The 18,043-nt window shown below is 40.8% G+C and carries 15 protein-coding genes; all 15 read right to left on the bottom strand.

Annotated elements, in window-relative coordinates; all coding sequences use genetic code 11:
• Positions 1-45: 45 nt before the first annotated feature.
• The 15 genes from ACTNA4_RS02895 to ACTNA4_RS02825 all read right to left on the bottom strand — a co-directional run bounded on the left by ACTNA4_RS02895 (position 46) and on the right by ACTNA4_RS02825 (position 18,027).
• Entirely contained in the window at positions 46-666 is a 621-nt protein-coding gene (locus ACTNA4_RS02895) for a DUF1847 domain-containing protein (protein ID WP_441028456.1), read from the bottom strand.
• A 29-nt stretch (positions 667-695) separates the two neighbouring features.
• Entirely contained in the window at positions 696-1,670 is a 975-nt protein-coding gene (locus ACTNA4_RS02890; RefSeq protein WP_441028454.1) for an ABC transporter ATP-binding protein, read from the bottom strand.
• Complete coding sequence (locus ACTNA4_RS02885; protein ID WP_441028452.1) at positions 1,667-2,692, bottom strand: ABC transporter ATP-binding protein; 1,026 nt, start codon at positions 2,690-2,692, stop codon at positions 1,667-1,669. Before ACTNA4_RS02885 ends, ACTNA4_RS02890 begins: the two co-directional genes overlap by 4 nt.
• A gap of 32 nt (positions 2,693-2,724) precedes the next feature.
• A complete protein-coding gene (locus tag ACTNA4_RS02880) occupies positions 2,725-3,639 on the bottom strand; it encodes an ABC transporter permease (protein ID WP_441028450.1) in 915 nt (304 codons plus the stop codon).
• A complete protein-coding gene (locus ACTNA4_RS02875) occupies positions 3,636-4,598 on the bottom strand; it encodes an ABC transporter permease (RefSeq protein ID WP_441028448.1) in 963 nt (320 codons plus the stop codon). The genes ACTNA4_RS02880 and ACTNA4_RS02875 overlap by 4 nt, the downstream gene beginning before the upstream one ends.
• A gap of 85 nt (positions 4,599-4,683) precedes the next feature.
• The gene (locus ACTNA4_RS02870; RefSeq protein ID WP_441028446.1) at positions 4,684-6,282 is read right to left on the bottom strand and encodes an ABC transporter substrate-binding protein; all 1,599 of its coding nucleotides are present in this window, start codon (positions 6,280-6,282) and stop codon (positions 4,684-4,686) included.
• Positions 6,283-6,422: 140 nt separating this feature from the next.
• Positions 6,423-7,583, bottom strand: coding sequence for a MalY/PatB family protein (locus tag ACTNA4_RS02865; RefSeq protein ID WP_441028444.1), 1,161 nt, complete (start codon positions 7,581-7,583; stop codon positions 6,423-6,425).
• 124 nt (positions 7,584-7,707) lie between these two features.
• The gene (gene rlmH / locus ACTNA4_RS02860; RefSeq protein WP_427819812.1) at positions 7,708-8,187 is read right to left on the bottom strand and encodes a 23S rRNA (pseudouridine(1915)-N(3))-methyltransferase RlmH; all 480 of its coding nucleotides are present in this window, start codon (positions 8,185-8,187) and stop codon (positions 7,708-7,710) included.
• An 88-nt stretch (positions 8,188-8,275) separates the two neighbouring features.
• The gene (gene carB, locus ACTNA4_RS02855; RefSeq protein WP_427819811.1) at positions 8,276-11,500 is read right to left on the bottom strand and encodes a carbamoyl-phosphate synthase large subunit; all 3,225 of its coding nucleotides are present in this window, start codon (positions 11,498-11,500) and stop codon (positions 8,276-8,278) included.
• A 187-nt stretch (positions 11,501-11,687) separates the two neighbouring features.
• A complete protein-coding gene (locus ACTNA4_RS02850; RefSeq protein WP_427806517.1) occupies positions 11,688-12,869 on the bottom strand; it encodes an iron-containing alcohol dehydrogenase in 1,182 nt (393 codons plus the stop codon).
• A 118-nt stretch (positions 12,870-12,987) separates the two neighbouring features.
• A complete protein-coding gene (locus ACTNA4_RS02845; protein ID WP_427819810.1) occupies positions 12,988-13,647 on the bottom strand; it encodes an HAD family hydrolase in 660 nt (219 codons plus the stop codon).
• Positions 13,637-14,356 carry a DNA alkylation repair protein gene (locus tag ACTNA4_RS02840; RefSeq protein ID WP_441028442.1) on the bottom strand — a complete coding sequence of 240 codons (720 nt, stop codon included), beginning with the start codon at positions 14,354-14,356 and terminating at the stop codon, positions 13,637-13,639. The genes ACTNA4_RS02845 and ACTNA4_RS02840 overlap by 11 nt, the downstream gene beginning before the upstream one ends.
• 74 nt (positions 14,357-14,430) lie before the next feature.
• Complete coding sequence (gene gltA, locus ACTNA4_RS02835; protein WP_427806514.1) at positions 14,431-15,816, bottom strand: NADPH-dependent glutamate synthase; 1,386 nt, start codon at positions 15,814-15,816, stop codon at positions 14,431-14,433.
• Positions 15,816-16,703: a sulfide/dihydroorotate dehydrogenase-like FAD/NAD-binding protein gene (locus ACTNA4_RS02830; protein WP_427806513.1), complete on the bottom strand. Its 888-nt coding sequence runs from the start codon at positions 16,701-16,703 to the stop codon at positions 15,816-15,818. The genes gltA and ACTNA4_RS02830 overlap by 1 nt, the downstream gene beginning before the upstream one ends.
• Positions 16,704-16,779: 76 nt before the next feature.
• Complete coding sequence (locus ACTNA4_RS02825) at positions 16,780-18,027, bottom strand: FN3 associated domain-containing protein (RefSeq protein WP_441028440.1); 1,248 nt, start codon at positions 18,025-18,027, stop codon at positions 16,780-16,782.
• Positions 18,028-18,043: the final 16 nt, after the last annotated feature.

The following is an 18,043-nucleotide window of genomic DNA, read 5'->3' as shown; positions in this document are numbered from 1 at the left end:
AACTTCTCAGGAATTAAGCAGTATAAATCAATTTTAGTAAACAGATTATTTCATTAATCTACTATAACTTGTATCAATTGCATATAGTGCAGCCGCCGGATTATGTACTAAAACCCGATCTTTCACAATTAATGTCGTCGTCAATGCTTCTGCATATTTGTAAAATAAACTGTCATGTCCTACGCAGAGTCCAATCACTACATTTAAATCTGTTTTTTCTTTATTCAATATTTTCGCCTGCATGATCGGATTACACATAATTTTACCTGTTTTTTCACATTCAGCCGGAATACCTGCTTCAGTTTTAGGAATTGCCCCTGTTTTACAGCAGGCTGAAATTACTTCAAATCCACGATTTCGAAACAGTTTTGCCACAATTTTTGATTCTTGGTAGAGTGCCGCACAGTTTGCAATTCCGATTTTCTTTGCATTAATCTTGCGTGCAAACTCTATGGTTTCTTCAATTCGTGTCATCTTTCCATAATACTGATATTCAATTTCTGCTGATGCAACTGTAATTTCTTTATTGTCTTCATAAAGTTCCAATAATTCTTTTTTTTCTTCTTCTTGCATTTTTGCTGTCGGGCAAAACTTTGGATAATTATCACCTCCTCTTGCACAAAAAACAGCTCCACAATCTACACAGGATAATCTTTCTTTTTCCATAGTTCTCCTTCTGTGTTTAACAACACTGATTATTCACTTCGTTTACTGCATAAATGACAAGCAACAAAATGCCCATTTTTCATTTCTTTGTAAGAAGGTTCAATCATTCTGCATCGTTCTTCTGCCCTAGGACACCTTGGTGCAAATTTACAACCTTTAGGCAAGTCAATAGGGCTTGTCACTTCTCCTTTTAATTCCATCTGTTTACGCTCTTTTTCAAGATCAGGATCAGATACCGGTACTGCAGAAAGCAGTGCCTGTGTATAAGGGTGTAATGGATTATTATATAATTCTTGGGTGTCCGATAGCTCGACAATCGAGCCAAGATACATAACAGCAACACGGTCAGAAATATATTTCACCATCGCCAAATCATGTGCAACAAATAAATATGATAGTTTTCTTTCCCTTTGCAATTTGACCAGAAGATTAATAATTTGAGCTTGTATTGATACATCAAGTGCCGAGATAGGCTCATCACAAAAGATCAATTCTGGTTTTACAGCCAAAGCCCTCGCGATTCCAATCCGTTGTCTTTGTCCTCCAGAAAATTCATGTACATATCGATACATATGTTCCGATCCAAGCCCCACAAGATTCAGAAGTTCCTCAACCTTTTCTGCTCTTTGCAATTTACTGCCTGAGATTTTCTGGATATCCATCCCCTCTGCCACAATATCCACAACTTTCATTTTCGGATTTAATGATGCATATGGATCCTGAAAAATCATCTGAACCTCTTTATGAAAGATATTTCTCTCACTTTTTTTCATAGAATAAATATCCTTACCCTTGTACATTGATTTTCCTGACGTACATGGACATATTCCAATTGCCGTTCGTCCGCAAGTCGTTTTTCCGCACCCAGATTCCCCTACAAGTCCCAAAGTTTCACCTGAAAATACTTCAAAGCTTACATCATCCACCGCTTTTAACACTTTATGATGAGGCATAGAAAAATATTTACAAAGATGTTCAACTTTTAGAAGCACTTCTTTATTCATTCTTTTCTTCCTCCCTCTTTTTTCCCAAGACATGCTCTGATCTTCTCATCATAGAGCCAACAAGCGACTGCATGACCATTTCCACATTCTACGAATTGTGGTTTTTTTTCTTTACAAAGATTCATGGCAAATCTACACCTGTCACAAAAAGCGCATCCAGACGGAGGATTTAGCAAATCAGGCGGCGTTCCTTCAATAACATGCATTCCCTGTGATTTATCATTCATAAGACTTGGCTGTGATTCTAAAAGAGCTATTGTATAGGGATGCTTTGTCTGATAAAATATCTCCCTTACGTCACCCTTTTCTACAATATTTCCGGCATACATAACCAATACGCTTTGAGCCATTTGAGCTACAACCCCAAGATCATGCGTTACAAGAATCAATGACATTTGCTTTTCCTGTTGAAATGTCCGCATTAATTCTAGAATCTGTCCCTGAAGCGTGACATCAAGCGCTGTTGTAGGTTCATCTGCAATCAAGATATCTGGATCATTTGCCATCATCATCGCAATCATTGTCCTTTGTCTCATTCCACCGGAAAACTCATGCGGATATTGTCTCGAACGTTTTCTTGCTTCTGGTACACCTACTTTTTCAAGAAGCTTTATTGCCATTTCTCGGGCTTCCCTTTTTTTAATTTTTCTATGATTCAAAATAACCTCTTCAATCTGTTTACCGATTTTCATTGTTGGATTCAATGCTGCAAGAGCATCTTGAAATATCATTGCTATTTTATCACCGCGAATTTCATTCCATTCTTTTTCAGAGAATCCTGTCACTTCCTCCCCTTCAACACGAATACTGCTCCCTGTCTTAATCTCACCTTCCGGTGGTCGAATTAAACCAAGGAGTGATTTAACTGTAACAGATTTTCCACAACCAGATTCGCCAACTATGGCAAGGCATTCTCCTTTTTCAATGTTAAAAGAAATATTTCTTACACACTGCACTTCACCGGCATAAGTATGGTAGGAAACTGACAAATCATTTACTTCTAATATGTATTTTTCTTTCATTTCTTTCTACCCATTTTTAAACCATTTACGCTTTATTTTCTGTTACGTGGCTCTAATGTTTCTCTCAGAACATCGCCCAGAAGGTTAAAAGACATCACAGTAATCAGTATCAAAAGTCCAGGATAGATTGCCAGAAGTGGACTCTTTAAAATATCTTTCTGCGCACTTTGCAACATACTTCCCCAGGATGCCTTGGGAAGTTGAACCCCGAATCCCATAAAACTCAGTGCAGATTCCGTCAAGATTGCCTGAGCCATGCTAATACTGGATGCAACAATAATTTGTGATGTCATATTTGGAATAATATGTTTTATGAGTACATGCCATTTGCTTGCGCCAAAATTCTCTGACGCCATTACAAAATCACGTTCTTTTAGAGACATCGTTCCGGCACGGGTAATACGTGCAACACTCATCCAAGAAAATATTGCAATAATTATAATTAGTGTTGTAATATTAGCCGATACATATGCATTAATCACTACGATCAACACAAAACTCGGAATGGACATAAATACATCGACAAAACGCATCATAATTGCATCAATCTTGCCGCCGGCATAACCACTAAGAGAGCCATATAGTACACCAAATACAGTAGAAATGATCATAGAAAATAAGCCTACACTCAATGATACTCTTCCACCATAAAGAGCTCTAGTAAAATAATCTCTTCCCATATCGTCTGTTCCAAACCAATGTATCGAACTTGGTTGCATATATTTTTCAGCAATGCTCACCTTATCCGGATCATATGGAGATAATGGTGCACACAGTGAAGCAATCACAATAATCAAAAGCATAAAAAGCAAAATAACTGCAACCTTATTTTTACGAAGATTATAGATAAAATCATTAATAAAACTTCTCTCTTCTCTCTCAATACGGTCTTTTTGCGAAATGCTTAAAGGATTCAATTGTTCTTGACTGTAACTTATATCTGTCAAACTGCTTTTCCTCCTTCCAGTTTGATCCTAGGATCTGCAAAATGATAGCATATATCTGCCAGAAAATTTCCGGTAATCAGCACAATGCAAGAAAGCATAGTAGTTCCCATTATCAACGGATAATCACGGGTTCTGATTGCTGTAATTCCAAAAGTTCCAAGTCCCGGCCATCCAAATACTGTTTCAACAATATAGGATCCGGCTACAAGGCTTCCAAGATTCATCCCAACAACTGTAATAATAGGAAGAAGGCAATTTTTCATGACATGATGAAATAGAATTTGTTTTTCAGGTGTTCCTTTTGCTCTAGCTGTAAGTACATAATCTTCTTCCATCTGCGTAATAACATTTGCCCGGATATACCTAACATAAATAGATATTTTACTGATGCTGAGAGCAAGCACCGGCATGATAGCATGTTTCACAACATCCCAAAACGAATTTTCTCCTGTTGTATGCATTCCAGATCCGGGGAGAAGCTTCAATTTCAACGATAAAAATAAAATCATTAGAATTGCAAACCAGAATTCAGGAATAGAAATACCGATATAATTAAATACACTAATTGTTTTATCTGCAAGTGTATTTTTCTTGCTACCTGCTATCAAACCAAGCGGTATTGCCACTGCAAGTGAAAATAATATCGATGCACCCATAATCCCAAGTGTAGCTGGTAGTTTTTCTAAAATTTGTGTAGTAACTTTTCTTTTATTATGTATCGAATATCCCCAATCACCTTTCAGAATCTGTTTCACCCATTTGACATATTGGACGGGTACCGGCTGATTCAGTCCCATATTTTCCCGGACAATTTCCATATCTTCATCTGTCATGTTCGGTGTCCTATAAAATTCTGCAGGATCTCCGGGCGCCATATAGATCATCGCAAAAGACAAAATCGAAGCCAATATAATAACCGGAATAACTTGAAGAATACGTTTGATTATATATCTTTTCATTTCATTCCTCCAAACTGACAATATAATACAAGAAAAGGAAGGACTTCCACCTTCCTTTTCTAATCTTCGTATTCTACGCTAATTTTTATTTTGTAAGATGAAATTTTGTAAAATCTTCGAAGAGAGTATTCATGCCATAATCTTCAAATCCCTCATAATTATTCTGCATAACTACAACATAATTCGTATCTGAAATAGAAACAAGTGAATAGCAATCCTGTGCGGCTTTATATGCTTTTTCTGCTCCTGCTTTTCTTGCTTCCATATTTGTAGTCATCTCTGTTTCTCCCCAGGCAGCATCTACATCCTGTGATACATCATATCCCATATATCCGCCATATGCAGATGTATAAAATGGCATTGAATGGAATTCTTCTCCATTTGACATATAACCGCTTGTAAGGAAATCCCACGGCTGTGCGCCAGTCTGTGCAGCAAAGAATCCTGCTGAATCAAGTCCCTGGACTTCCACCTCAACGCCAATTTCTTTCAACTGTTGCTGAATCATAAGCGCAGTACTTTCCATACCAGTTCGATTGTTATTGAATACATAAGTTAATTTCTTCCCTACAATCCCTGCTTCCTCAGCAAGTTTCTTAGCCTCTTCCAGATTTTGCTCATAATTTACATATTCATCAATATAAAAATAAGATAACCTGCTAAACATACTATTTGCCGGAACTGCAAAAGTATCGTCTCCATAAACACCTTCAACAATTTCCGGAATATTAAGTGCAAGACAAATTGCCTGACGTGCTTTCTTATCCTGAAGGATTCCTTTATTACTCATAATTAAGAAATTGATACGACCTTCTGGAAAATTATACACTTTATAGTCTTCATTGTTCTCATAAGCTTCTAAAGATTTTGCATCTGTTACACGCAACATATTGATTTCACCATTCTGGAATGCAACTTCTCTTGCACTAAAATCAGGCATGATTTTGAATTCAATCGTATCAAGACTAGGCTCAGTACGATAATAATCTTCATTCTTTTCTACAACAATTTTTTCACCCGGAATATATTCTTTTAATTTGTATGGACCAGATCCGATTGCAGATGAATATTTTTCTTCATCTGTAAGACTGTCATCTTCCCAGATGTGTTTCGGCATAATATGAAGCTCACCAATACTGTACATCATAGATGCATGCGGATATGGTGAAATTACTTTCACAGTCAGATCATCTACTTTCTCTGTTGTGAGAGGCTGACCACCAGATGTGACTCGCATATTATCTGTTCCTTTTTGGTTGTCCGAATTCTGGAGCCACTCAATTGTATAGATTAAATCATCTGCTGTAATCTTCTCACCGTCATGCCATTTCAGATCATCTCTGAGTTTGACTGTCATAGTTGTACCATCTTCAGACAATTCACAGGATTCCGCCAAATAATACCGTACTCCATCACTGGTCACACTACAGAGTTCATCGTAAATGGTACTTAATACCATCTCTGCATCGTCATCTCCCGAAATGGTACCATAATTAAATGATTTCAAATCCGATCCAATCGGTATCGACAAATTACCACCGCTAATCGGCTCCGATTCCTTGGTTTCTTCTGTTTTTTGGACTTCTTCAGATTGGGAAGAATCTTCTTTTTTTCCTCCGCATCCGGCCACAAGCATCATAGTCATTGTCAAGCACAGCAAAACACTTACAATTCTTCTTTTCATTTCTTCCTCCTGTATTATAAATAAACAAATGAATTACAAAATAAATTATAGAAACCAGTCAAATAATTGTCAATTATTTGACGCTCTATTCATTATAAATATTTATTATATATACGTATATATATTCATATTATCTATAATTATTTGAAACAATGTACTAGTCCATCTACAGCAGTAACTACATTTTCAAATGAAGTAGCCAGATTCATTCTTATAAATCCTCGATAACGTTCTCCGCCAAACCAATCTCCAAAATCCACTGCCAATTTACATTCATTGATTATCTTATCTTTTATCTTTTCTGTTTTCTCATATGCTCGTAAATCAACCCATGCAAGATATGTCCCTTCGAGCGGTGATACTACGACCTGTGGAAGTTTTTCTTTTAAAGTGTCACTCAGATAATGAAAATTTTTAACAATTTGACATTTTACTGCTTCATACCATTCTTCTCCACCTCTGTATGCTGCTTCCGCCGCGATATATCCGAAAGTATTGCCACTTTTCACACGGATTCCTTCCACAAATTGATCCCATTTTTGGCGAAGTGCATTGTTTGCAATTAAAATAATAGAATTTTGAACACCTGCCAGATTAAAAGTTTTAGATGGTGCTGTCATTGATATCAACATGTCATGATATTCCTCATCTAAAAGAGCTGGAATATTCTTATGCCCTTCATAAGTCAAATCTTGATGAATTTCATCCGAGATCACCATAACATGATGCTTTTTGCATATCTCCAGCATACGCGAGAGTTCTTCTTTTTTCCAGACACGCCCTACTGGATTATGAGGAGAACACATAATAAACAGTTTGACTTGATTTTCTTCGATTTTCTTTTCAAAATTATCATAATCTATGGTGTATATTCCTTTTTGATTTTTCAAATCACAGGTAATTAGCTTTCTTTTATTATTCTTGATTGCATTCATGAATGGATAATATACCGGAGTCATTACAATGACTGCATCTCCAGGATCTGTCATGATTTGTATTGCCCAGCTAAATCCAGCTACAACTCCCGGTGAAAATCTGATCCATTCTTTTTCAACTTGAAAGTCATAGTGTTTCTTCTCCCATTCCAAAAAAGCATCATAATATGAGGGTGGCACGGCATAATATCCAAAAACTCCTTGTTCTACATAATGCATCATTGCTTCTTTTACACAGCCAGGTGCCTGAAAATCCATATCTGCAACCCACATAGCAATCAGATCATCTCGTCCAAACATATAAGAAAGACCATCCCACTTTCCGCAATTTGTATTTCTGCGATCTACGTACTTCAATTCTTCCATTTTTATCCCCTTTCAGAAACTTTTGCTAAATCTAATGATAGCACTTTCTACTTTCAGCTTCCAATCAAGAATATAAATGGAACCGGCTTATTATTTACTTTTTCTATAAGTATTCTTCTCGCTATTATTTATGATACGGCTCCCCCGAAATAATCCTGTAGCTCCGGTAAATCTGCTCCAGCAGAATCACCCTCATCAATTGATGCGGAAACGTCATTTTCGAAAAACTAAGCGCAAAATCCGACCGTTTTATCACATCTTCCCCGAGTCCGATCGACCCGCCGATAATAAACATAATATGACTGACTCCGCGTATTCCCAGAGTATCGATCTTCTCTGCCAATTCCTCAGAAGTCATCATTTTCCCTTTAATTTCCAGCGTAATCACAAATGCATCATCTTTGACATATTTCAGAAGTCTTTCTCCTTCTTTATCCCGTATTACATTTTCTACAACTTCACTTGCATTATCCGGAGTTTTTTCATCTGCCACTTCGATGATCTCCAGCTTGCAATATTTACTCAGCCGTTTTGAATATTCTGCGATTGCGTCTTTCAAGTATTTTTCTTTTATTTTACCTACTGTAAGTAACGTAATTTTCATATTTTACCATCCTTTTTCATATAGTCCGGAACTAATTATAGCAGAAAAAAGGTATCAGTAAAACTACCGATACCTTTATACTATCTATTTATTTATCATGAATCATACAGTGAAGTTCCTGAAGGGATCTGACTTCTCCGCATCCCTGCTTCTTCATGGATTTGATTCCGCTTACGGTTGCCTTTGCTGCCGCAATTGTCGTCATGTACGGTACTTTCTTCTTGATTGCCGCTTTTCGCAGGTAGCTGTCATCCCAGATCCGGTCTTTTCCGATCGGGGTATTCACGATCAGATCGATCTTTCCGTTTGTGATCAGATCCAGCATGTTCGGTCTTCCTTCCTGCAGCTTGTTGATCATCTCCGCCTCGATTCCGTTTTCGCGAAGAAGTTCGCAGGTGTGTCTGGAAGCGATGATCTTGAAGCCGGTTTCTGTAAATTCACGTGCCAAATCGACAACTTCCGGTTTGTCCTTATCATTTACGGAGATCAGTACAGTGCCTTCCAGAGGAAGTCTGGTCTGGGTAGCTTCCTGTGCTTTGAAGAAGGCTTCTCCGTAAAATCTGGAGAGTCCGAGCACTTCTCCGGTAGACCGCATTTCAGGTCCGAGTACCGGGTCAACTTCCTGGAACATATTGAACGGGAATACGGCTTCTTTGACTCCGTAATACGGAATGTTCTGCTCTTTCAGTGCCGGTACCGGTGACGGTCTTCCGGTCAGTTCGGATGTCACGATATCGATGGCCAGCGGCACCATACGGATGTTGCATACTTTGGATACGAGCGGTACCGTACGGGATGCGCGAGGATTTGCTTCGAGCACATATACTTTGCCGTTCTCGATCGCATACTGCATATTCATAAGGCCGCGGACACCCATTTCTTCTGCGATCCTTCTGGTGTATTCCTTGATCGTCTGTACATTTTCTTCGGAAATGTATTTAGATGGAACGATACATGCAGAATCACCGGAGTGTACACCTGCAAGTTCGATGTGCTCCATAACTGCCGGAACAAATGCATGGGTTCCATCGCTGATTGCATCGGCTTCGCATTCGGTTGCATGTCCGAGAAAACGGTCGATCAGGATCGGTCTGTCCGGTGTCACACCGACTGCAGCCTGCATATATTCTACCATACTTTCTGCGTCATAAACGACTTCCATTCCACGTCCGCCGAGTACGTAGGAAGGACGTACCATTACCGGATAACCGATTTCTTCAGCAATAGCGAGTGCTTCGTCTACCGTAACCGCCATTCCGGATTCCGGCATCGGGATCTCAAGCTTCTCCATCATTGCACGGAACAAATCCCGGTCTTCTGCCATATCGATTACAGACGGAGCAGTTCCGAGAATCTTCACACCATTTTTCTCCAGGTCCGCAGCCAGGTTCAGCGGTGTCTGGCCTCCGAACTGTGCGATTACACCGACCGGTTTCTCTTTTTTGTAAATGCTGAGTACATCTTCCAGTGTAAGCGGCTCAAAATACAGTTTGTCAGAGGTATCATAATCCGTAGAAACAGTTTCCGGATTACAGTTGACAATGATCGTCTCAAATCCAAGCTTCTTCAGTGCAAGGGACGCATGTACACAGCAATAATCAAACTCAATTCCTTGTCCGATGCGGTTCGGTCCGCCGCCGAGGATCATGATCTTCGGCTTGTCATTATTTACCGGATTCTTATCTTCGGCATTGTAGGTGGAGTAGTAATATGCGCTGTCCTTGGTACCGCTTACATGAACGCCCTCCCATGCCTCTTCCACTCCGAGACTGATTCGCTTGTTCCGGATGTCTTCTTCCGGAACTTCCAGAATCTGGCTCAGATATTTATCGGAAAATCCATCTTTCTTTGCCGTGATCAGCGCTTCATCAGAAGGAAGCTGGCCTTTATTCTGCATCAAAGCCTCTTCCTCTTCCACGAGTTCCTTCATCTGCTCTATAAAATAATGTTTTACTTTCGTAATTTCATGAATTTCTTCTACTGTTGCACCTTTCCGGAGTGCCTCATACATCACAAAATGCCTTTCACTGGACGGAGTGATCAGAAGTCTCAGGAGTTCTTCTTTTGACTTGCTGTCGAAGTCTTTCGCATGCCCCAGTCCGTAGCGCCCTGTTTCCAGGCTTCGGATTGCTTTCTGGAACGCTTCTTTGTAAGTCTTACCGATACTCATGACTTCACCGACGGCGCGCATCTGGGTGCCCAGTTTATCTTCCACACCTTTGAATTTTTCAAATGCCCAGCGTGCGAATTTGATCACGACATAATCGCCGTCTGGTACGTATTTATCCAATGTGCCGTATTTTCCGCAAGGAATGTCTTTCAGCGTGAGGCCGGTTGCCAGCATTGCTGAAACAAGAGCGATCGGAAATCCGGTTGCTTTGGAAGCAAGCGCGGAAGAACGGGATGTTCTCGGGTTGATCTCAATGATAATGTCACGATCGGTCTTCGGATCATGTGCCCACTGCACGTTGGTTCCACCGATGACCTGGATGGATTCCACGATTTTATAGGACTTCTCCTGAAGACGTTTCTGAACTTCTTCGGAAATCGTAAGCATCGGTGCGGAACAGAATGAATCACCTGTATGGATACCCAGCGGGTCTATATTTTCTATAAAACATACGGTGATCATGTTATTCTCAGAGTCACGCACCACTTCCAGCTCTAATTCTTCCCAGCCGAGGATCGATTCTTCGACCAGCACCTGTCCTACAAGACTCGCCTGAAGGCCACGAGCACAGACCGTTTTCAATTCCTCTACATTGTATACAAGTCCGCCGCCGGAGCCGCCCATCGTATAAGCCGGACGAAGGACCACCGGATAACCAAGTTTATCAGCAATCGCAAGTGCTTCATCAACCGAATAGGCAACCTCACTTCTTGCCATCTCGATCCCAAGGCCTTCCATTGTCTTCTTGAACTCGATACGGTCTTCCCCACGTTCTATTGCGTCTACCTGTACACCGATTACTTTTACATTATATTTATCAAGTATTCCTTTCTGTGAAAGCTCGGAACAAAGATTCAGTCCGGACTGTCCTCCAAGATTTGGGAGCAGTGCATCCGGTCTTTCCTTCGCAATGATCTGTTCCAGCCGTTCCACATTCAGCGGTTCAATATACGTAACATCCGCAATCTCCGGATCTGTCATAATTGTAGCCGGATTTGAATTAACAAGTACAATCTCATACCCCAGATTTCTGAGTGCCTTACATGCCTGTGTGCCTGAATAGTCAAACTCACACGCCTGTCCGATGATGATCGGCCCTGAACCGATGATCAGTACTTTATGGATGTCTTCCCTCTTTGACATACTCGTTTCCTCCTATATGTATCATTTTATTTTTGCCCAATCATATTATACATGAAACCATATAGGCTGGCAATGTAAAATCTTCAGTTGTTGCATAACGATAACAATATGTTCCAAGACAGAAAGAGAGATACAGATCTCTTTAAAACTGTACCTCTCTTTTATATGTTTCAATCGCAATGTTCAATTAGAAATCTACTTCTGTTCCGTAGTATGTACATGTCAGAAGTTTTTCCATTGCTTCCGGATCGATCGCTCTTGGGTTGGATCCTGTGCAGGCATCTCCAACTGCAAGCTCGGCAATCTTAGCAACTTTTTCTTTGAATTCTTCTTCATTGATTCCGAATTCTTTCAGAGTCTTCGGGATATTCAGTTTGACGTTAAATGCATCGATCTTTTCACATAAGCTGTTAATCAGAGCTTTTTCAGAGGTTCCCGGAAGTCCCATTCTGCGTGCTATTTCTGCATAGCGTCCTGCTGCGACTTTGTCATGTGCATTGTATTTGATTACATACGGCAGATAAATTGCATTTGCACATCCGTGTGGAATATGTCCTGTTGAGAATGCAGCACCTGTCTTATGTGCCATAGAATGTACGATACCAAGTAAAGCATTGGAAAATGCCATACCTGCAAGGCACTGTGCATAATGCATCTGTTCTCTGGCATCCATATCACAGTTGTAAGAAGCCGGGAGATAATCAAACACCATTTCAATTGCCTGAAGCGCAAGTGGGTCTGTAAAAGGTCCGTTCAATGTAGATACATAGGCTTCGATAGCATGGGTAAGTGCATCCATACCTGTGTAAGCAACCTGTTTAACAGGAAGTTTTTCAACAAGTTCCGGATCAACGATTGCAACGTCCGGTGTAATATTGAAGTCAGCAAGCGGATATTTCACGCCTGTCTGATAGTTGGTAATTACAGAGAATGCTGTTACTTCTGTAGCAGTTCCGGATGTTGTCGGGATAGCACAGAATTTTGCTTTCTGTCTTAATTCCGGGAAATTAAACGGAATGCAAAGCTCTTCAAATGTCGTATCCGGATATTCATAGAATGCCCACATTGCTTTTGCAGCATCGATCGGAGAACCTCCGCCCATGGATACGATCCAGTCCGGCTCGAATTCGCGCATAACTTCTGCGCCTTTCATAACGGTTTCTACAGACGGATCCGGCTCCACACCCTCAAACAGTCTGACTTCCATGCCTGCTTCTTTTAAATAACTTACAGCTTTATCAAGGAAGCCCTGGCGTTTCATAGAACCTCCGCCTACTACAAGGATGGCTTTTTTCCCTTTTAAGTTCTTCAGTTCTGCCAGGCAGCCCTTTCCATGGTATACATCTCTTGGTAAAGTAAATCTGCTCATTATTAGCATCTCCTTTTCTTTGTTAATATTTTAACCATATTATATATCTGTTAAATATTTAACGCAATAAGAATAACTAAAATAATTGTACTAAATTCAATACAAAATTGGTAGGAATTTATGCGTTCAAGATGATTTCTGCTACTTCTGCAGTTGTCTTGGCAATATAGTCCGCTCCGGCTTCTTCCAGTTCTTTCCGGTCACCGTACCCGTATAAGACCCCCATACAGGATAATCCGTTTTCTTTTGCTCCTAGGACATCGTGCTCCCGGTCTCCGACCATAAGTACCTGATGCTTTTCTTCTTCCGTGATTTCTAACGTATTCAGCGCATATCGGATCACATCAGCTTTCCGGATACGCGCCTCATCCATGGTTGCGCCACACACGCAGGCATAGTCCCCGGTAAATCCGAAATGCTCTGCAATTCTTCTCGCAAACGGTTCCGGTTTCGAAGTTGCCACTGCCAATATGAGTCCTTGTTCCTTCAATCTTTTTATACTCTCATCAAATCCGTCATATACAGAATTTTCAAAGATACCTTTTTCTGTATAATATTCTCGATAATACCTGACAGCTTTCGCGGCATCTTCTTCACTCATTCCATAGTATTTCATCATCGAATCGGTGAGTGGCGGACCGATAAATCTTTTTAATTTTTCTCTGTCTTTTTCCTCATACCCCATTTTCTCCAACGCATACGCCACCGAATTCATGATTCCAGGACCGGATTCTGTAATCGTCCCGTCTAGATCAAATAAAATATATTTAAACTTCATTCTTTTCCTCTTTCCTGATCGGTACTTTCAATTTCTTTAATTCTTCTTTTTCCTCTTGAGAAACCCGGTAGGATTCTCTTATTTTCTGGATTGCTTTATTCTGTGTAAATGTATCCAGATGATTGTGCTCCAGAAATGCTCTGGTTTTTTCGGGGAATTTCACATAGCACATGGAAATCGCCCAGGCAACTGCCATTTTTACATAATATCCTTCATGTTGAATCTTATCAAAGATTTTCAACAAACGATCTATGTATTCCTCATTTATAAAATAATCCATAAGCCCAACAACACCGAAACGGATGCTGAACTCGGTACCCTCCTCGACTTTCTGCCGCAGATAAGAATACCATATTTCTGGTTTTTTCTGCATGAATTTGTAAGTGCTCATGCAGCTGTCACAGACGGCCCAGTTATCGATCTCGGGTACAAACCGGTTCAGATACTGCATTCTTTCTTCATCATCCATCTTTGCGTACCCGATGATCATACCACGGATCATCACTTCCTCGTAGGTGTCAGGGCAACACTTCTCTAAATAATTTCTCCAATCCTCTTTAGCGGCACTTCTTGCAATTTTACGCAGCTCGGGAATGCGTACTCCCATAATATTTTCTGTTCCCGGCACCAGTCCCGAATGAAATTCCCTGTACTTTGGATCTGCTTTTTCAAGAAGTTCCGATTTTATTCTTTCCGATAAATTGTCCATTATACTCACCTTGTAAAAAATGAGCCTCTCTTTTGGAGAGAGACTCATTTGATCACGATTATGAATCATTCAGATTATTTGTTTGAAAGGAATTCGTGAATACCTTTTGCTCCTGCTTTACCAGCACCCATTGCAAGGATAACAGTTGCTGCACCTGTAACAGCATCACCGCCGGCATAAACACCTTCTTTGGAGGTCTTTCCGGTTTCTTCATCTGCTACGATACATTTCCACTTGTTAACTTCCAGACCTTCTGTTGTAGAAGAAATCAACGGGTTCGGAGAAGTACCAAGTGACATGATAACTGTGTCAACATCGATCACAAATTCAGAACCTTCTACAGCTACCGGGCGTCTTCTTCCGGATGCATCCGGCTCACCAAGTTCCATACGTACACACTTGATTCCTTTTACCCATCCGTCTTCTTCAAGGATCTCTACCGGATTAGTAAGAAGATCAAACTGAACACCTTCTTCTTTTGCATGATGTACTTCTTCTACTCGTGCCGGAAGTTCTTCTTCAGAACGACGGTAAACGATATGTACTTCTGCGCCAAGACGAAGTGCTGTTCTTGCAGCATCCATTGCTACGTTACCACCACCGACTACAGCAACTTTCTTTCCTGCTACAATCGGAGTATCGTAAGAATCATCAAACGCCTTCATAAGGTTACTTCTTGTCAGGTACTCATTTGCTGAGAACACGCCGTTCGCGTTTTCTCCTGGAATACCCATGAATTTCGGAAGACCTGCTCCTGAACCGATGAATACTGCTTCAAATCCTTCATCTTCGATTAACTGATCGATCGTTGTAGATTTGCCGATTACAACGTTGGATTCGAATTTAACACCGAGCTCTTTCACTTTATCGATTTCTTTAGCAACAACTTTCTGTTTCGGAAGACGGAATTCCGGAATACCATATACCAGTACACCGCCCAGTTCATGAAGTGCTTCAAATACAGTTACATCGTAACCTAATTTAGCAAGGTCGCCGGCACAGGTAAGACCTGCTGGACCGGAGCCGATTACAGCTACTTTGTGTCCGTTCTTGACTTCTGCTCCAACCGGTTTGATATCATGTTCCAGCGCATAGTCAGCTACGAAACGCTCCAGTTTACCGATTGAGATCGGCTCACCTTTGATACCGCGGATACATTTACCTTCACACTGTGATTCCTGAGGACATACACGTCCGCAAACAGCCGGAAGTGCGGAAGACTGTCCGATAATCTTATAAGCTTCCTCAATATTGCCTTCTTTTACTTCGTGAATGAATCCAGGAATATTGATTCCTACCGGACATCCCTTTACACACTGTGCATTCTTACAGTTGATACAACGGGAAGCTTCTGCTGTAGCTTCTTCCTGATTATATCCATAACATACTTCTTCAAAATTTGTTGCACGTACCTTCGGATCCTGTTCTCTTACAGGTACTTTCTTTAATACGTCTGCCATTATTCGTCACCTCCGCAATGACCGCATCCACCGTGATGTGTGTCACCTTCCTGTAATTTTAACAATGCTCTGCCTTCTTCAGTCTTGTACATCTGCTGTCTCTTCATTGCTTCGTCAAAGTTTACAAGATGTCCGTCAAATTCCGGTCCGTCTACGCATGCGAACTTGATCTCATCACCAACATGCAGACGACATGCGCCGCACATTCCTGTACCGTCTACCATGATCGGATTCATACTTACAATGGTAGGAATCTCCAGTTTCTTGGTAAGCAGGCAGACAAATTTCATCATGATCATCGGTCCGATTGCTACACAAACGTCATACTTATTGCCTTCTTCGATCAGTTTTTCGATCTTGGTTGTTACCATTCCGGCATGTCCGTATGTTCCGTCATCTGTACATGGATAATAATTTCCGGCAACGGCTTCCATTTCTTTCTCAAGAATCAGCATGTCCTTTGTCTTTGCTCCGACAATAACATCTACATCGATTCCGTGTGCTTTCATCCACTTAACCTGCGGATAAACAGGTGCAGCACCTACACCACCGGCAACAAATAAGATTTTCTTATTCTTCAGGCTTTCCAGATCTTCTTTTACAAATTCTGATGGGCATCCAAGCGGACCTGTGAAATCTCTGAAATAATCCCCTTCTTTTAATGATGCCATCTTCTCTGTAGAAGCGCCAACTGACTGGAATACAATCGTGATGGTTCCTGCTTCTCTGTCGTAATCGCAAATCGTAAGCGGAATTCTTTCCCCTTTGTCATCCATCTTAACGATTACAAACTGCCCCGGTTCACAATGCTTTGCAACACGAGGAGCTTCAACATCCATAAGATAAATCTTATCAGCTAATTTTTCAGCTTTTGTTATCTTGTACATTGCTTATGCCTCCTAATTGTTTTACTCTCTTTATGATAAATTATAAACAATTAAATATCAAGTACTTCTTCTACTTTTATTCTGATAAAATCAACTCATATTTTCGAATCGTGACATCGCTGATCCGTCCTTTTTTATTTACAAGCACTGCTTTAAAGGTAATACTTCCCTCAGACATCGTGATCGGACCTGTATACTTCACCGTAGTGGAAGACGATGGATCCGGATCACTTCCATCCGTCGTATAATAACCTTCATAGTTTTCAGGTACCACGATTTCAATGCTTTGCACGGTATCATACGATCCCGTTGACGGCGTCACAGACGGCGCATCTTCAATCGGAAACTCGATCGTGTAGGTCTTCCTGGCAACCAGACTGGGAATTCCTTTTTCGTTTACGGAAATTGCTCTGATCTCCGTTACTCCTTCGTCAAGCCGAATCGGTTCCGTATACTTCAGACTATTCTGAGTCGGATCGGTTCCATCGGTCGTATAGTAGATGGCCGTTCCTGTGCCGGTAAGTTCCAATGCCTGAATTTCTTCATATTCTTTCATCTCATCCAGACTGTATTCCGGTTCTTCCGAAATATAATCACTACATGCTGAGAGAACCTGTTCACTTGTACACTGATCAAGAAGAACGGACACCTTCATCTTCTGATCCGTATCTATGTAGAATTGAATCGCTTTTTGATAAATTTCCGTGTTCGAAGGCTGTTCTTTGATTGCATTCAGAAAAACCTTTTCTCCGCTTTCTGTATCATTCTGTGCCAGATAGACCTTCGCAAGTCCTTCATAGGCCTCACCACGCTTCTCATTTTTAGAAACAGCCTTTTCAAAGCAAAGAAGTGCCTCCTTGTATTTGCCGTTTTCCAACATCCGGTAGCCTTTATTCACTTTACCGGTATAAGAATTCAAATATACAATTACACCGACGATCAAAGCCAGGATAACCCCGGAAAATAAAATGATTCGTTTTCGGATTTTCTTTTTCTTTGCAATCTGTTTCTTTCGTTCTATTCTCTTCTTTCGCTCTCTGAGTTCTTCCGGAGTCAAATTACCGCTACGACCTTTTCCCGTATTTCTGCGAGGATTGGCTTTCCCGCTGCTTACCTGACCGGCTGAAGTTCTCTCCGAGGTACTCCTTCTTCCGTCCCTTGCGTGTCCTACCGGATCAAATGATTCCGTTACAGCACCTTTTACCTGAGCTGCGAGTACGTCATCAAGCGGATTATAGTCAGGCACGATTTGTATTTCCCGGCCGCATCGGGGACAGATCAGACGATCGTCCGGGATTTGCGCTCCACAGTTCATACATTTCATTGTCTTTCGTCTCCTT

The sequence above is a fragment of the Bariatricus sp. HCP28S3_A7 genome (assembly GCF_052066375.1).
In the GTDB taxonomy this organism is placed as follows: Bacteria; Bacillota; Clostridia; order Lachnospirales; family Lachnospiraceae; genus Allocoprococcus.
The sequence above is the reverse complement of the archived record's forward strand: the minus strand, read 5'-3'. Positions and strand labels throughout refer to the sequence as shown.

Bases quoted from the DNA above. Each gene is read 5' to 3' on its own strand.
- ACTNA4_RS02895 (WP_441028456.1), bottom strand. From the start codon at position 666: ATGGAAAAAGAAAGATTATCCTGTGTAGATTGTGGAGCTGTTTTTTGT.
- ACTNA4_RS02890 (WP_441028454.1), bottom strand. From the start codon at position 1,670: ATGAATAAAGAAGTGCTTCTAAAAGTTGAACATCTTTGTAAATATTTT.
- ACTNA4_RS02885 (WP_441028452.1), bottom strand. From the start codon at position 2,692: ATGAAAGAAAAATACATATTAGAAGTAAATGATTTGTCAGTTTCCTAC.
- ACTNA4_RS02875 (WP_441028448.1), bottom strand. From the start codon at position 4,598: ATGAAAAGATATATAATCAAACGTATTCTTCAAGTTATTCCGGTTATT.
- ACTNA4_RS02870 (WP_441028446.1), bottom strand. From the start codon at position 6,282: ATGAAAAGAAGAATTGTAAGTGTTTTGCTGTGCTTGACAATGACTATG.
- ACTNA4_RS02865 (WP_441028444.1), bottom strand. From the start codon at position 7,583: ATGGAAGAATTGAAGTACGTAGATCGCAGAAATACAAATTGCGGAAAG.
- rlmH (WP_427819812.1), bottom strand. From the start codon at position 8,187: ATGAAAATTACGTTACTTACAGTAGGTAAAATAAAAGAAAAATACTTG.
- carB (WP_427819811.1), bottom strand. From the start codon at position 11,500: ATGTCAAAGAGGGAAGACATCCATAAAGTACTGATCATCGGTTCAGGG.
- ACTNA4_RS02850 (WP_427806517.1), bottom strand. From the start codon at position 12,869: ATGAGCAGATTTACTTTACCAAGAGATGTATACCATGGAAAGGGCTGC.
- ACTNA4_RS02845 (WP_427819810.1), bottom strand. From the start codon at position 13,647: ATGAAGTTTAAATATATTTTATTTGATCTAGACGGGACGATTACAGAA.
- ACTNA4_RS02840 (WP_441028442.1), bottom strand. From the start codon at position 14,356: ATGGACAATTTATCGGAAAGAATAAAATCGGAACTTCTTGAAAAAGCA.
- gltA (WP_427806514.1), bottom strand. From the start codon at position 15,816: ATGGCAGACGTATTAAAGAAAGTACCTGTAAGAGAACAGGATCCGAAG.
- ACTNA4_RS02830 (WP_427806513.1), bottom strand. From the start codon at position 16,703: ATGTACAAGATAACAAAAGCTGAAAAATTAGCTGATAAGATTTATCTT.
- ACTNA4_RS02825 (WP_441028440.1), bottom strand. From the start codon at position 18,027: ATGAAATGTATGAACTGTGGAGCGCAAATCCCGGACGATCGTCTGATC.